Source organism: Paraburkholderia bryophila (assembly GCF_003269035.1).
GTDB lineage: Bacteria > Pseudomonadota > Gammaproteobacteria > Burkholderiales > Burkholderiaceae > Paraburkholderia > Paraburkholderia bryophila.
Map to the genome: position 1 here is coordinate 1 of NZ_QLTK01000055.1, position 14,537 is coordinate 14,537.

Annotated in this window: 10 protein-coding genes and 1 pseudogene; 10 read left to right on the forward strand and 1 reads right to left on the reverse strand. The window is 59.5% G+C overall.

Translation table 11 applies throughout. From position 1 onward, the window contains the following. Window positions 1–1,677 precede the first annotated feature (1,677 nt). The 8 genes from BX591_RS35270 (at window position 1,678) to BX591_RS35305 (ending at window position 11,442) form a co-directional block, all read left to right on the forward strand. The gene (locus BX591_RS35270; protein WP_146749860.1) at window positions 1,678–2,664 is read left to right on the forward strand and encodes a hypothetical protein; all 987 of its coding nucleotides are present in this window, start codon (window positions 1,678–1,680) and stop codon (window positions 2,662–2,664) included. Window positions 2,665–2,744: 80 nt separating this feature from the next. Further along, complete coding sequence (locus BX591_RS35275) at window positions 2,745–3,887, forward strand: phosphoadenosine phosphosulfate reductase domain-containing protein (protein WP_167444686.1); 1,143 nt, start codon at window positions 2,745–2,747, stop codon at window positions 3,885–3,887. After that, the gene (locus BX591_RS35280) at window positions 3,880–5,109 is read left to right on the forward strand and encodes an alpha/beta hydrolase family protein (protein WP_111935925.1); all 1,230 of its coding nucleotides are present in this window, start codon (window positions 3,880–3,882) and stop codon (window positions 5,107–5,109) included. Before BX591_RS35275 ends, BX591_RS35280 begins: the two co-directional genes overlap by 8 nt. 31 nt (window positions 5,110–5,140) lie before the next feature. Further along, the gene (locus BX591_RS35285; protein WP_111935926.1) at window positions 5,141–6,106 is read left to right on the forward strand and encodes an HlyD family secretion protein; all 966 of its coding nucleotides are present in this window, start codon (window positions 5,141–5,143) and stop codon (window positions 6,104–6,106) included. Next, window positions 6,103–7,029, forward strand: coding sequence for an ABC transporter ATP-binding protein (locus tag BX591_RS35290; protein ID WP_111935927.1), 927 nt, complete (start codon window positions 6,103–6,105; stop codon window positions 7,027–7,029). Before BX591_RS35285 ends, BX591_RS35290 begins: the two co-directional genes overlap by 4 nt. 2 nt (window positions 7,030–7,031) lie before the next feature. Further along, window positions 7,032–8,162: an ABC transporter permease gene (locus tag BX591_RS35295; protein WP_111935928.1), complete on the forward strand. Its 1,131-nt coding sequence runs from the start codon at window positions 7,032–7,034 to the stop codon at window positions 8,160–8,162. A 9-nt stretch (window positions 8,163–8,171) separates the two neighbouring features. Next, window positions 8,172–9,656, forward strand: coding sequence for an efflux transporter outer membrane subunit (locus tag BX591_RS35300; RefSeq protein WP_111935929.1), 1,485 nt, complete (start codon window positions 8,172–8,174; stop codon window positions 9,654–9,656). A 4-nt stretch (window positions 9,657–9,660) separates the two neighbouring features. Further along, window positions 9,661–11,442 (forward strand): NAD+ synthase, encoded by a 1,782-nt coding sequence (locus BX591_RS35305; RefSeq protein WP_208459653.1) that lies wholly within the window; start codon window positions 9,661–9,663, stop codon window positions 11,440–11,442. A 25-nt stretch (window positions 11,443–11,467) separates the two neighbouring features. Here the strand turns inward: BX591_RS35305 and BX591_RS35310 are convergent, their stop codons facing one another. Further along, complete coding sequence (locus tag BX591_RS35310) at window positions 11,468–12,601, reverse strand: alpha/beta fold hydrolase (protein ID WP_167444687.1); 1,134 nt, start codon at window positions 12,599–12,601, stop codon at window positions 11,468–11,470. Window positions 12,602–13,016: 415 nt separating this feature from the next. Between BX591_RS35310 and BX591_RS35315 the strand changes: the two are divergent. Together BX591_RS35315 and BX591_RS35320 are read left to right on the forward strand one after the other, a co-directional pair. Then, a pseudogene (locus BX591_RS35315) lies at window positions 13,017–13,262 on the forward strand (transposase domain-containing protein); the annotation flags it as partial. 585 nt (window positions 13,263–13,847) lie between these two features. After that, on the forward strand, window positions 13,848–14,363 hold the full coding sequence (locus tag BX591_RS35320; RefSeq protein ID WP_167444688.1) for a GNAT family N-acetyltransferase: 516 nt from the start codon (window positions 13,848–13,850) through the stop codon (window positions 14,361–14,363). Window positions 14,364–14,537 lie beyond the last annotated feature (174 nt).

Consider the following 14,537-nt stretch of genomic DNA (forward strand, 5'->3'; position numbering starts at 1 on the left):
CGCAGGAGGCCGTCTTCTTGTCTTCTGGCGGATACCGAACTTCCACGTGGCTTATGTCTTGAAGGCTGTAGATGAAAGATCAGGTGCAGAGTGATATTCGTACGTGAGGAACTGGCATCCGTAACGTCCGCTTTCGGGAATGTCGAGAGACCGCTTCGGGTCGCGTGCTGCTGTTCGCAGCTATGCAAGGTCGAGGCAGCAAGCATGCCAATCGCATTAGGCGACACCCGGCCACTTTCGGACGTCCGACGTCGTGGCCTGAATCGTTGACACCTTCAAGACCAAGTTGAATGGATGCGCCGTCCGCTACCTTTTCAATAGGGCCGCGTAGTAGTCGGCGATGTTGTCCTCCGTCCCCTTTGTGATCCGATTGAATACTCGTCCCCATGGCCAGAAGCTGGAACCTGAGGTGGCACTGATTGTCAACAGACCCTAGCAATGCGCCTCCGAACAAGCCATTAGCGGCGTCGTATTTCACCTCTGCCTGGCCGTAGTCCGGACGACCGGTGCATACATAATGCATCATTTGATTTTTAACGATTCGTCCCGCGCTATATTCGGCGTATGAAGAAAAATGAATTAAGCCGAATTTTATTTAATATGCATGGCAATGTTGCAATGCGAAATGAATATACCTATTGTGGATAGTCTTTGTTTTTCATCGATTATCGGTAGCGAATTTGTTACGCAGGCGTGGCATAAAGAATTTGTCGACGCTTACTTCACATTCGCTTGACAAAATTTTTCACCGCACCTAATATTGGCCCGTAACAAAAAATAAAACTTCAAGGGGCTGTCAGTTATGGTGAGTATAAAAGGTCTCAGGCCAGACCGAAATTTGCGTGGATTATTGCATACCGTCTTTGCGAGGCGGATATTGCGCCATTCATTTTTCATCCTCAATCGCCTGATTGTGTTGTCGGGCTGATCGGATTCGTGGCGAAGCCGGCATTCTCAATTGTTTCTTCTGTCAGCCTTTTATACTTCCTGTCGTTTCGACACGTCTGCATTCGTGCCCGTGCCCGGCGTTGTTTTGCGGCCGGGGATGGCCGGCAGGTAATCTTCGTCAAGCCGTCTTCGCCCTTCCTGGTGGGCATCTCAAGTGTGTGCGTTAGCGTAGTCTGCTGTTCATCGAGTCCTCGCTTCACAGCGAGGTGTTTTCGCGCGATTCATCATCCGGTGCTACGAACCGGATGAGTCGAGGCGCAGCGTAAATCGCTAGCCCTGTGTGGCTGTGCGCGGGCGGATGGGTGTGCCCGGTACGCGATTTTGCGTTTCTATTCTGGGGTGTCAACTCCCCGGAAGAGTCATCGTCTTTGAAACGGGATTAATTTAATTAACCTGGACGGTTTCGCAAAGGTTTAGCCGTGTCGCGCAACTGCCAGCCTCATATCTGTATTCACTCTCCGCGAGCACTATATAAAAATGCTTCAGGACAAAGAATTCGACACTAAAGCGGCATCTCGTCTCTATTACGGTCCTTCCGCCCAGAAAAACTGGCTCGCGGAAGGTCGCCGGCAGAGTGTGGACGTGGTTTTACTCACTCACCCGCGCGACAGAGCCGACATCGTGCGCATGTTCCCTTGGGCAGATTCGCTTGACGATGGCGAGCTCAGGGATTTGCTCGACTGCCTTCAGCCGATATACGGTGAAATCATCGAAGCGAAAAATCTAAATGTGGGTATTCTCTTTTTGCCCATCCTCGCCGAGGACATGATCGATCCGCGAAAGCGCGGTCGCAGTCGCAATCGCATGGAGAAGGAGGGTCTCGCAAAAGTGGCGGCGATGGGCGCGAAGCATGTGTGCCTTGGCGGCCTGACAGGAGCGCTGTCGAATTACGGCCGACGCATCGAGTCACGGTCGAAGGAACTCGGACTCGAACTGACGACCGGCCACGCCGTGACTTCGGTGTCGATTGCAAAGCAATACGACAAAGCCTTGCGTGAATCGGGGCGGAGCGGCGCGGACACCGTGGTCGCGATTCTGGGCGTGGGTAGCGTCGGTGCTGGCGTCGCGAAACTGTTCGCGCATTCGACCCGCATCACCCGGCCGGCCCGGATCATTCTGGTAGACACCTTGCAGCAGCAGGAACGACTGCAAGCCATCGCGGAGGAAATTGTCGCCCATAGCGGCGTGCCGGTTTCGATCGAGACGCTCGCGACGCGCAGCACGTTACCCGCGGACAGCCTGTGTTACCGCGACGCGACCGCGATCATCAGCGCGGTCAGCACACCGTACATTCTCGACATCGACCTCGTGGCGCCGGGCACGATCCTGATCGACGACAGCCAGCCGTACTGCTGGGATCGGGACGCGGCGTGGAAGCGCGTCCAGACGCAAGGCGACATTCTCCCGTGCGACGCGGGTCTGGTCGACGTCAGCGAAATCGAGTACCGCTCGTTCTTTCCGTTCGACTTTGCTGACGATGTCGGCGAGGGCAGCTCGATCTCCTGGTCATGCCTGGCCGAAGGGTTGCTGAGGGCGAGCGCGCCTTATCTGGCGAGCAACGTCGGCGAAGCGGACGCGCCGCAACTGCTTGCCTATGAACAGGCATTCGACGACATGAAGTTCGACATTCCGCCTCTGCAATGCGGAAAAAACCTGCTGCCGGTCGCCAGATTTCGCGCGTGCTGGTCGGCCGAATCGCGAAATGAGACGATCTGAAAAAGGGGCTGACCTTGAAAACGATTCAGATTCATCGAGGATGCAACAAGTGCGGGATGCCGTTGCAATACGATTCGATCATGAACGATACGGACGCCGACCAAGCGTTGTCGTTGGGGCTATGCGGCCACTGTTCCGGTTTGCAGACCGGCCGTAAGGCCGAGTACGAGAAGGAGGCAGACTACGAGTGGCTGCTGAATGCGATGCTCGACGCGGTGAAAGACGAAAGAAAACTGCTTCGCAAGGGCGCATCCCTCGTGAAGAGTCTGCCGATCGTGAACCGGAGCGGGCTCGGTATCGCGGCGGGTATTCTCGATTCGATCACGCCACGCGACCCGCAGTCCACCTATGACGCGATGGTGCTCTACAGCGGCGGGAAAGACAGCACGTATATGTTGATCAAGCTCGCGGAGAAAGGGCTGAAGGTGTGTGCGTGGATGCTCGATCCCGGCTACCAGTCGCCGCAGACGATCGACAACGCGAAGCGCATTACCGACAAGCTCGGGGTGCCGTTAGTCATCGAAAAATCCGACAAGACGCTCACCGACGATCTGTTTCGTTCGGGCTTCTCGATCGACGGCAATTCGGATATCGAATTGCAAAAAGGCGCCATGACATACGGATCGGCGTGCTGGCCGTGTTTCTCCGTGATCGCGGTGAGCGCGAGCCGGTTTGCCAATCGTCACCGGATTCCGCTGTGCTTCATCGGCACGCAGAAAGGCCAGAACCGCCTGAATCTCGATGGCGCGGGCGTGTTGTCCGCGATGGAATTGCCGAAGGTCAATGATCTGGTCGACAAGTTCGTCAAGCCGTTCAGGAAGGCCATTCCCGACCATGTCGACCAGTTACGGGCCGATCCCGACGAAGTAGGCTTTCCGACCGTACTCGTGCCGTTTTACGAGCTGGTGCGAAAACCGGAAAAGGAAGCGCAGATCGCCTATCTCGAGGGACACGGCTGGATTCTGCCCAAGAATACGGGAGCCTGCAGTTCGAACTGCATGATCAACGAGTTGGGCAGAGCGGTCATGCGGTCGAAGTTCGGCTTCGATCTTTACCAGGTGATCGATGCCAACGAGCGCCGCCTTGGACACCGGCCCGACGAGGCAGCCTACGGCGCGCCGGATCCGAAGATCGTCAAGCTGGGCGCGGTCATGCTCGGCCTGAGCGATACGGAGATTGGCGAACTCGGTATCGACGTTCAAAGGGGAAATCGCAATGCGTAATCTGAGTGAGACGGAGGTCTATTCCTTTTCCGACCACGTGCTGAGCCGGGCGATCTTCGCGTTGTCGCGCGTGGTCGGCGTGAGGAACATCACGCGTCCTTTCTGGAATCGCTGGCGTGCAGCGCTCTTCGATCAGAAGACGCTCGATCGCTTCCTCGCGGCGATCGGCGGCCTGTCCGACTGGCCGACCAAGGGCAAGGCGTTCCTCGACAACGAAATCAGGCAGGTCGAGACGTCGCTGCAGAATCTGTCCAACGCCGAGATCGTCACGCATTACCGGCGTCTGTCCTTTCTCGCGCATCTGGTGCAGTGGGGCTGTCTACCGCTGTCGGACGTGAAAACACAAGCTTATAAGCAATGCCGCGATTTCTACCTCGAAGCGGAGCGAAGAGCATTCGGTGACCGCTTCGCGCGGCTTCGCATCGATTGGGAAGGCAAGGCGCTCTGGGCCAATCTGCATCTGCCGGCTTCGACGCTGCCATCGGGAAAGATCCCGTTGATCGTGCTCGTGCACGGCATGGACGACGTGAAGGAGGAGCACCTTGCCAGCGAGCTGTTGTTTGCGGAGGCAGGATTCGCGGTCTTGTGCATCGACGGTCCGGGTCAGGGGGAGACGTTCCTGCTCGACGGCGTACTGTGGCCGGAAAATTTCGAGGCAGCGATCGTTTCGGCAATTGACGCGCTGAAAGCCTATCCCAGCGTGGACACGGACCACTACGCGATTGTCGGTATCAGTTGGGGGGGTATGTGGGCCTACAAGATCGCCGCCGCCGACCCGCGCGTGAGCGCCATTCTCGATCTGGGCGGGCCGATCGACTCGCGCGAATTCAACAAGCTGCCGTTCTTCCTGAAGAGCAAGTTCTGCCAGATTCTCGGCGTAGCGTCGACGGACGACGTTGATTCGACCGCACGCATTTTCACGATTCGCGACCAGGCGATGTTGAAGAAAGTCGCGGCGCGCGTGCATATCGTTCATGGCGATCGCGATCCGATCGTGTCGACAGCCGACAAAGCATGGCTGCGCGATACGCTGCAGCAGATCGCGCAGACCGGCGAGGTCAAGCTCACGGTCTACCGCGACGGCGACCACTGCTGCACGCAGCACGTCAAGGAAGTCCGAACGCTCGCTTCCGCTGAATTCCTCGACGAGTATCTGAAGAGAACCCGCGCACTGCGTTCCGGGGATACGGCCCACTCGCCGGTGCCCCAAAGCGTCGAATAACTCAAACAGCTTAGCGTCGTATCCAAAGTTCATGAAAAGACCAACTCTCAGCCGCTCGCCGGCGTGGTGCTGGCTCGTTTGCGTCCCGTTGCTGGCCGGCGGGTGCGCGAAATCGCCGCCGACCTATCAGGGGTACATGGAGGGGCAATTCAGTTACCTGGCGGCGCCTCTTGCCGGAAACCTCAAGCGGTTGCTGGTTTCGCGCGGGGACCGCGTCGGCGTCGACGCGGCGTTGTTCGCGGTCGATTCACCCGACGCGGAGTATTCGATGAAGCGGCAATATCACCAGTGGCAGTCGTCGCTTGGCGAGCTCAAGGACATGCAGAGCGGCAAGCGACCCAGTGAAATCGACGCGCTGCGTGCCCAGATCGAGCAGGCGAGGGCATCCGCGGCGCGTTCGGCCCAGCAGGCGGCGCGTGCCGAAGCCGATTACCGGATTCAGGCGATTTCGCTCGAAAAACTCGAAACCGGCCGCGCAACGGCCAAGGTGGACGCGGCGCGCGTGCAGGAACTCAACAGTCAGTTGAAGACCGCTGAATTGCCTGCGCGCAGCAGCCAGCTACGCTCGCAGCAGGAAACGACCGAGGCGCTTCGCGCCGATTACGAGCGGGCCAGCCGGCAGAACGATCAACTGGGCGTCAGCACGCCCGGCAAAGGGCTTGTCGTCGACACTTTCTATCGCATCGGGGAATGGGTGCCGGCTGGCAGTCCGGTCGTCAAGATGTTGACGGACCAGGGAGTGAAGGTGCGCTTTTTCCTGCCCGAAGCGCAGCTCTCTCAAGTGCATGTGGGGGAAACCGTGAAATTGACCTGCGACGGTTGCATGAAAACCTATACGGCGAAGATCAGCTATATCGCGCCGGAAGCGGAGTACACGCCGCCCGTGATCTATAGCAACGAATCCCGTTTGAAGCTGGTCTTTTTGATCGAGGCGCAGCCCGACGACTCGCAGACCGAGCTGTTGCACCCCGGTTTGCCGGTCCAGGTGATGCTATGAATGCCGATGACCTGTTGATCGACGTGCATCGACTCAACAAGCGGTTCGGCGACAGGCATGTCGTCAAGGATCTGAGCATGCAGGTCCGCCGTGGCGAAATTTTCGGTTTCCTCGGTCCGAACGGCAGCGGCAAGACCACCTCGATGCGGATGATGTGCGGTCTTCTGACGCCCGACTCCGGTCACGGCACCTGTCTGGGTTACGACATCACGAAGCAGAGCCGGGAAATCAAACGTCGTGTCGGGTATATGACGCAACGATTCACCTACTGGGAAGATCTGACGGTTCGGGAGAATCTCGACTTCGTCGCCCGTCTGTACGAAGTGCGGAGGCGTCGCGAGCGGGTCGACCGGATGCTGGACGAACTACGTCTCGGGTCGCGCGCGAAACAGCTGGCCGGTTCGTTGTCGGGCGGCTGGAAGCAGCGGCTGGCACTGGCGGCCGCATTGTTGCAGGAGCCGGAGTTGCTGTTGCTCGACGAGCCGACGGCCGGCGTCGATCCGAGCGCGCGGCGCGAGTTCTGGGAAGAACTGCACCGGCTGGCGGCTCGTGGCATCTCCGTGCTGGTGAGCACGCACTACATGGACGAGGCGGAGCGCTGCCACAAGCTGGCGTACATCTCTTATGGCGTGCTGCTTGCGCAGGGCGAGGCGCGCGACCTGATAAGGCAGCAGGCGCTGCACACGTGGGCCGTGTCCGGCGCCAACCTGGTGGGATTGAACGATCGTCTGCAAGGACAGCCCGGGGTCGAGCAGATCGTCGCGTTCGGCCGATCGCTGCACGTATCGGGAGGCGATCCCGAAAGGCTCGAGAGCAGCCTCAACGAGCTCAAGGCAGAAGGAGCGGTCATCGAGAAAATCGACACGAGCCTGGAACACGTGTTCCTGCATCTGATGAAGGACGTTCAAAGCGAGTTTGACTAATCATGTTTCAGTTTTCCATTTCACGCTGGTGGAGCATGGTGATGAAGGAGTTTCTCCAGATTCGCCGCGACCGGGTCACGCTGGGCATGGTTGCCGTGCTGCCGATGGTGCAGATGATGTTGTTCGGCTTTGCCATCAACAACGACCCGAAGCATTTGAAGACCATCGTGCTCGCCCACGATCAGAGCGAGTTCTCGAGGTCACTGGTGGCCGGCATGCGCAACACCGGCTATTTCGACGTTCGCGGCGGCATGTTCGCGGAGGGCGAGGCAGCCGACATGCTGAAGCGCGGCGACGTGCAATTCGTGGTCAGCGTGCCGACCGATTTTTCGAAAAAACTGGTACGCAACGAGAAACCCGAAATTCTGGTCGAGGCCGATGCGACCGATCCCGCCGCAACGGGCAATGCGATCGCGGCGCTCAATACGCTGGTGCAGACGGTATTCGACAAGGACTTCAACGGCGTCTTGTCCAAACTGCCGGCGCAGGCGCCGTTTTCGGCGCGCGTTCACAAGCTGTACAACCCCTCCGGGATTGCCCAGTACAACACCATTCCCGGCTTGATGGGCGTCATCCTGTCCATGACGATGGTGATGATGACCAGTCTCGCCATTACCCGCGAGAGGGAACGCGGCACGATCGAGAACATCCTGTCGTCGCCGGCCACGCCGATCGAGGTGATTTCCGGAAAGATCGTGCCGTACGTATTGATCGGGATTCTGCAATGCACGGCCATTCTGCTGGCCGCGCACTATCTGTTCAGGATTCCATTCGAGGGCAATCTGCTGACCGTCTATTGCCTGACCATCCTGTTGATCATGGCCAATCTGATGGTCGGGATCACCATCTCGTCCGTCGCCAGGAATCAGTTGCAGGCCATGCAGATGACGTTCTTCTATTTCTTGCCGAGCGTCCTGCTGTCCGGGTTCATGTTTCCGTTCATGGGTATGCCGCGCTGGGCGCAAGTAATCGGCAACGGTCTGCCGCTCACTTATTTCAATCGGGCGATCAGGGGCGTGCTACTGAAGGGGAACGGATGGTATGAAATGTGGCCTGGCGCGTCGGCGCTCGTAGTGTTCGGTGTGATCGTGATGGGCATAGGTTTGTTCTCGTATAAAAACACGCTCGATTGATGTCAAACAATGAATAAAAAAACCACTCTGCGAGGCCGCGGGTTTTCCGCCGGCGCGCTCGCGGTATTTGTTGCGTTTAGCGCGTTCGTCGCGCTTGCCGCACTGTCCGGATGCAGTCCGGCACTGGTTCAACGCTCCGCGAAGGACATCGCGTTGCCGGACAGTTATATGGGTGTCCGGGCCGCGACCGCGCTCGACGGCGGCGACGGTGCGACTCAGGCGTTCGTGTCCGGGCAAGACCCAGACACGAACTGGTGGCATCGTTTCGGCTCACAGCCACTGAACGATCTCATCGAAACCGCGTTGCGCGACAGCCCTTCCCTGCGGAGTGCCGAACTGAGACTCGGCGAAGCCGGCAAGTATCTGGCGGCGCAGCAGGGGACCAGCAACTATCCACGGATCGATCTCGACGTTTCGGCGAAACGGGAGCAGGTCAACACGGCCGCGATCGGCTTGCCGATGATTCCCAACCCGAAGCCGTTCACGCTGTACAACACCGGCTTGAGCATCAGCTACGACTTCGATATCTTCGGCGCACAGCGGCACCGTGTGGCCGCGAAACGCTACGAAGTGGCGATCAAACGTTACGAGGCGCAAGCGGCCCGGCTGGCTTTGGCGAGCAACATCGTGACGGCGGCGATCCGCGAAGGGTACCTGCGCGATCAGATCGATCTCAAGGACGCCTTGCTCGGAAACCGGCAGGCGATCAGCCGCACGCTGAACGGACGTTACGCGCATGGCACTGCGGCGTACAAAGACGTACTCGATAGCGATCTCGACGTCGACCGGGCGCAAGCCGAGTTGCCCGCGCTTCGCACATCGCTGGCGCAGGTCAGGTCTCAACTGGCGGTCTACGCGGGCGTGTCGAGCCCGGCGTCGCTACCGGAATTCCACTTGCGGGATCTCCAGTTGCCGGAGTCCTTGTCGCTTACGGTTCCGTCCGAACTCGCGCATCAGAGGCCTGACATTCTGGCCGCGGAGGCCAGTCTGCAGGTTGCCGGCGAGCTGGCCGGCGTGGCGGCCGCCAATCTGTACCCGCAGTTCGATCTCAGCGCGGACATCGCGTCGACGCCGCTCGTACTTGGCAGGATGTTCGCGGGCGGCACCAATATCTGGAGTTTCGGCGCGCAAATGAGCGCACCTCTGTTTCGCGGCGGAGAGTTGAGAGCGAAACGGGATGCAGCCTACGCGGAATACGACGCCGCGTTTCAGGACTATAAGGACGTGGTGCTGAAGGCGCTGCAGAGCGTCGCCGATGCGATGTCGGCGATCGAGCAGGACGCGAGCGCGTCGAAAACCTATGTTGCGTCGCAGGAACGGCACGAAAAGCTGGTCAACATGACGAACGATCAACTCAAGCTCGGCAGCAAGGACATTCTGGACGTGCTGCAAGCCCAACAGGCTTACGACCTGTCCAGTCTCGAAGTGATGCGCCTGCGGGCGAATCGGCTGACGAATACGGCGTCGTTCTTCTCAGCCATCGGCGCTCGTTAGGCCGATGAAGGGCGTCGGATGCGGACGCCGCCCTTCATCGGCCCATGACCGAACGACAGGCGGCGCGCCGCGCACGCCTTTGATGAACAGGACGAGGAAAGAGATGGTGAGCAGATCGATCGCGATTACGTGCGCGCAACTGAATTCGTGCGTGGGAGATATTGAAGGCAATGGGCGGCTCATTCGCGACGCCTGGATTCAGGCGGACCGCGAAGGGGCGGATCTGCTCATCATGCCCGAGCTCATGTTGTCCGGCTATCCGGCCGAGGACTTGGCGGCGAACCGCGGGTTCATGCTGCGCATCCAGCGCGAGGTCTGCATGCTGCTCGAGACCTGTGGTTCGCTGAAGCCGGCCGTGCTATTGACGACACCGTGGCTGCTCGACGGTGCGCTCGTCAATGCGGCGCTGGTGATCGAGAAGGGCGGGATACGCTCGGTAATCGGCAAGCAGGTTCTGCCCAACTATGGGGTCTTCGATGAAAAGCGGGTGTTCTCGGCGCCGGGCATTGCCGCGCCGATCATGATTGGCGAGGTCAAGTTCGGCCTCCTGCTGTGCGAGGACGGATGGCATGCCGAGCTGGCGCAGGCACATTGCCGCAGCGGCGCCCACATGCTGATCTCTCTCAACGCCAGCCCGTATTCGAAGCTGAAACGTCAAAACCGCCTGGCCGCATGCGAGGCCCGCGTTCGTGAAACCGGACTGCCGCTGCTGTATCTGAATTCGATCGGCGGTCAGGACGAACTTGTGTTCGACGGAGCGAGCTTCGCGTTGAATCCGGACGGCGAGCCCGCCATGTCGTTGCCGCACTGGCAGACCGCGACCGCGACGGTCAACGCTGTGTGTGCCGACGCGGGCACGTGGCGGTGGGCGTCGTCCGCGCGGTGTGAGCCACCCGATGCGCTAGAAGATCTGTATTCCGCCATGGTGCTCGGACTGCGCGATTACGTCGGCAAGAATCGTTTTCCGGGTGTGTTGCTCGGATTGTCGGGTGGCATCGACTCGGCGCTTGTCGCCGCGATCGCCACTGACGCGTTGGGACCCGAGCGTGTCGTCGCGGTGATGCTGCCGTCGCGCTACACGAGCGAACAGAGCCGCATCGACGCCGCTTCGGTCGCGGAGCGTCTCGGTATCAAACTTTCCGAAATACCGATTGATCCCGCGCATCGGACCTTGTCGATTACGCTGGCGCAAGCGCTAACCCAACCGCTCTCCGAGCTTACCGAGCAGAATCTGCAGGCGAGAATCCGTGGCATCAAATTGATGGCCCTGTCAAATCAGTCTAACTATCTACTGCTATCGACGGGGAACAAGTCGGAGATCGCGGTCGGCTATTCGACGCTCTACGGCGACATGTGCGGCGGCTTCAATCCGTTGAAGGATCTCTACAAAATGGATGTCTACCGCGTCTCGGCATGGCGCAACAGTCATCGGCCGCCCATCGGCCTCGGGCCGCCCGGGCAAGTCGTGCCGGATTCGGTTTTGCAAAAAGCACCGACCGCGGAGCTCAAGCCGGATCAGAAAGACGAGGACAACCTGCCGCCGTATGCGCTGCTCGACACCATCCTGCATGGCTTGATCGAAGAGGAGTTGACCCTCGACGAACTGCAGGCGCGCGATATCGACCGGCAGACGCTCGTCAGAGTCTGGACCTTGCTCGAAAGGGCCGAGTTCAAGCGCCGGCAGGCGCCGCCTGGGGTCAAACTGAGCGAGCGCGCCCTGTCGAGAGATCGTCGCTATCCGATCACCAATCGCTTCCTCCCGTCTATCGAGTATGACGATGCCTGATTTCGCGGGTGGAGCGCGAGATACTTCATGCGGAATGGTCCGATGTCCCGGGCACGCGCGCGGGCAGGAGCCATTGCGTCAGCGTCAATGCCAGCCGGCTGCGGGCGCTATCGCCATGCATGCAGGCATGCAGCCACGCGAGCATGCCGGGCACCACGCGCCCCGCGGCTTCCGCGGCGCAATGCCCCAATCCCTCCAGCAACCAGACTTGCGCGGACGGGTAGCGATGGAAAACCTGCACGTCGCCGGCCGGAATGTAGGGGTCGCGCGCTCCGTTGACCGCCAGTAGCGGCGCGCAATCGCTGCGCTCGAGCAAACCCTGATCTTTGAGCGAGAACATTTGCAGAAGCCGCTCGGTGCCAGCGATATCGGGCATGCCCGGTAGACGTGCCGCGTTCGCGATGATACCGGTCATGCCGTTCGGCAAGCGCGACGCACGATTCGCATCGATCCGTGCCGCGCCAATGGGACCGCCCCAATCGATGGCGGCATCCACCTCGCCTTGAAGAGCCAGCTTGGCCGCCCAGTGCCCACCGAAACTAATGCCGACAATGGCTTTCTTAGCCCGTCCTCCGATTTGAGTCAGGACTGCGCGATATACCGAGTCGCAGTCCGCGCGCAGTGGCATGTCGGTCTCGCCGGTGCCGGGCATGTCCATGGCGGCCACGGTGAACCGGCCGTAGCGCGCCAGCGCGAGTGCGAAACGGTGCAGTTCCATCTTGCCGGTATCGACGCCGCCGGTCAGACAGACTAGCGGATAGTCGCCGCGCTGCTTCGGCCGGTACAGGTGAATGGGAATGCGGGTTGTCGCGTCGTCGGTGGCTTGTACCTCGACGCGTTCGAAGTGCGTGGGAAAGCCGATCGACGCGAGCATAAAACAGCGGACCTGCTGGCGTAACGCGTCATGCCGCAGTGGCGTGCAGATGACCGGGAAGCGCGCCGCGCCATAGAGTGCGGCGGCCAGTTGCCACTGTTTGCCGGCCGCCGCTGCGGCGGCTTCCTGCGACCATTCGTAGGCCCATCCTCCCGGCCCTTCGCGCCAGTTGTCCGTGACGCGCGGCTCGACCCGTCCGATCACGGTGCGCGGAATACCCCAGGCCATGAACTGGTCTCTACGTTCATTGAACAGTTCGCGAGGGGCAAGGGGAAAGACAAACATGAGCGGGCTCTCGATCGGATATACGTGACATGTAACCGCCGTGACGGCGACGGTAGCGGTCACGCCGGGTTGCCCGACACATCGCTCGGACAAGGACGGCGCCGCCCAGCAGGCGGCCCGGTGATCGTACCGTTGTTCGGCGAGCGTAGATAGAGCGAGAGGCGGCTGCGCTCGGGCCGCCGCGAATCGAACGCACGCGGTGCGGCGCGTTATGCCGGGTGGTCTCAGTTGACCGCTCGGATTTGCCTGAGTCATCGCGCGCGTTGTCTTACCACTGATGAAAAATTGCGTTTGCGGTTCGGATTGCTACCGAGACTGAGGTTCTCATCCAGTCTGTTCAGATTCGTCGGATATCGAATCTCTCCGCATCTGGCCGCAATGACATCCGGGTAAAGCGCGCTCAATTCAAGCGCGCAACAACTGGGTCGAAAACCAGAAACGTCCGTAGACTATCGGCCGGCCCAACTGGTTGTTGGCCGGCTCACTGCGCGCGGGGCAATGCGCTGCCGCCATCATGAGTCTGTTGTGATCAGCATAACTCAATAGGCACGAACCGCACGCCTATCTGAAGGACGTGCTTACGCGAATGTCGACCCACAGGGCCAGCGGCGTCGCAACATTGCTGCCTCGTCGCTGGCAGCCGACGGGCGCGGTCGGTTAGCTCAATTCGTCAAGACGGTTTTGCTGTCCGCTTACCGTTGGCGGGCGCAAGTCTGCGTTGGATGAGCAGGCCCGCGCGCGGATCTCTAGGGCTGTTGGAACGTCTGCCTGTCGGTGAAGTCGTAGACAACGGCGCGCAGATCATTGTAATGCGTTGGCGTATATCGCAATCGACGCGATCCGCGGCGAGTCGCGCACCCAACGAACTTCCGGGTTCGGCCACGAACGGTCGGCGGCGCTGTGGACCTAGGTCGTCAACAATCCATAATCGCCTCGGAAATTTTATGTGCCTTTCGTGAAAATCGATCAGTGGCGCTGCAACTCGCACGACATGCGCTGAACGTCGCCCCAAAAATCCCGTTGACAGATATAACGCTTTCGCAACAAACTGACCCCTATGCAAATGCTCAATCTGATCGTCATCATGATCGCGCCGCTAGTGACCGTCCTACGGGACACGTCGCCGGGGGCATTTGTGCGTTAGGAATTGGTAGTACCGTCCACCATAAAGCCTCACCGGAAACGGATGAGGCTTTTGTATTTTTTTGGGTCCGTCCGTCTCCATTTCGAAATTGGAGCCGCGAATATGACTGTAGAAATCCGTGAAGCGACCTATAGCGATGCTGAAACCATCGCGAGAATTCACGTTCTCTCGTGGCAAGCAGCTTATAGAGGAATCATGCCGGAGGCTTTCCTGGAACGCCTGTTCGTCGAGGCGCGCTTGGGCATGTGGCAGAAGTCGTTTCAGAGCGGCAAGCTTAAAGTGTTGCTGGCGTACTCGGACGAAGCGGTAGTGGGATGGATTGCCTTCGGTGCCTGTAGAGATGCCGATAAAGATGAGACATGGGCCGAGGTCGAAGCGCTCTATATATTGCCAGAATTCTGGCGCAGAGGCATTGGCGAGCGATTGAGCGAATCAGCGTGTTCCTTGCTGCGTAGCGCAGGCTTTTCCTTTGTCGCGCTCTGGGTGCTGTCCGAGAATCATCGCGCCAGAGGGTTTTACCATCGTATCGGATTCGATCACGACGATTCGAGCAAGTGCATCACCGTTGGTGGTACTCCTTTGACTGAGATTCGGTATCGGTGTTCTTTAATGAACTAGCTGGAAGCACTTCGTTAGCAATGCGGCCCGGCGAAACCTGTCTGAACGGCCGCTTTGAGCTCCGGCCACTGTCCCTTGTGGGTCGAGCTTGTGTGAAAACGCGCTGATCGCCTAAACTGGATTAACTCATTCAGCATGGGTGACCGGATGAAGCGATTCATAGAAGGTGAAGAT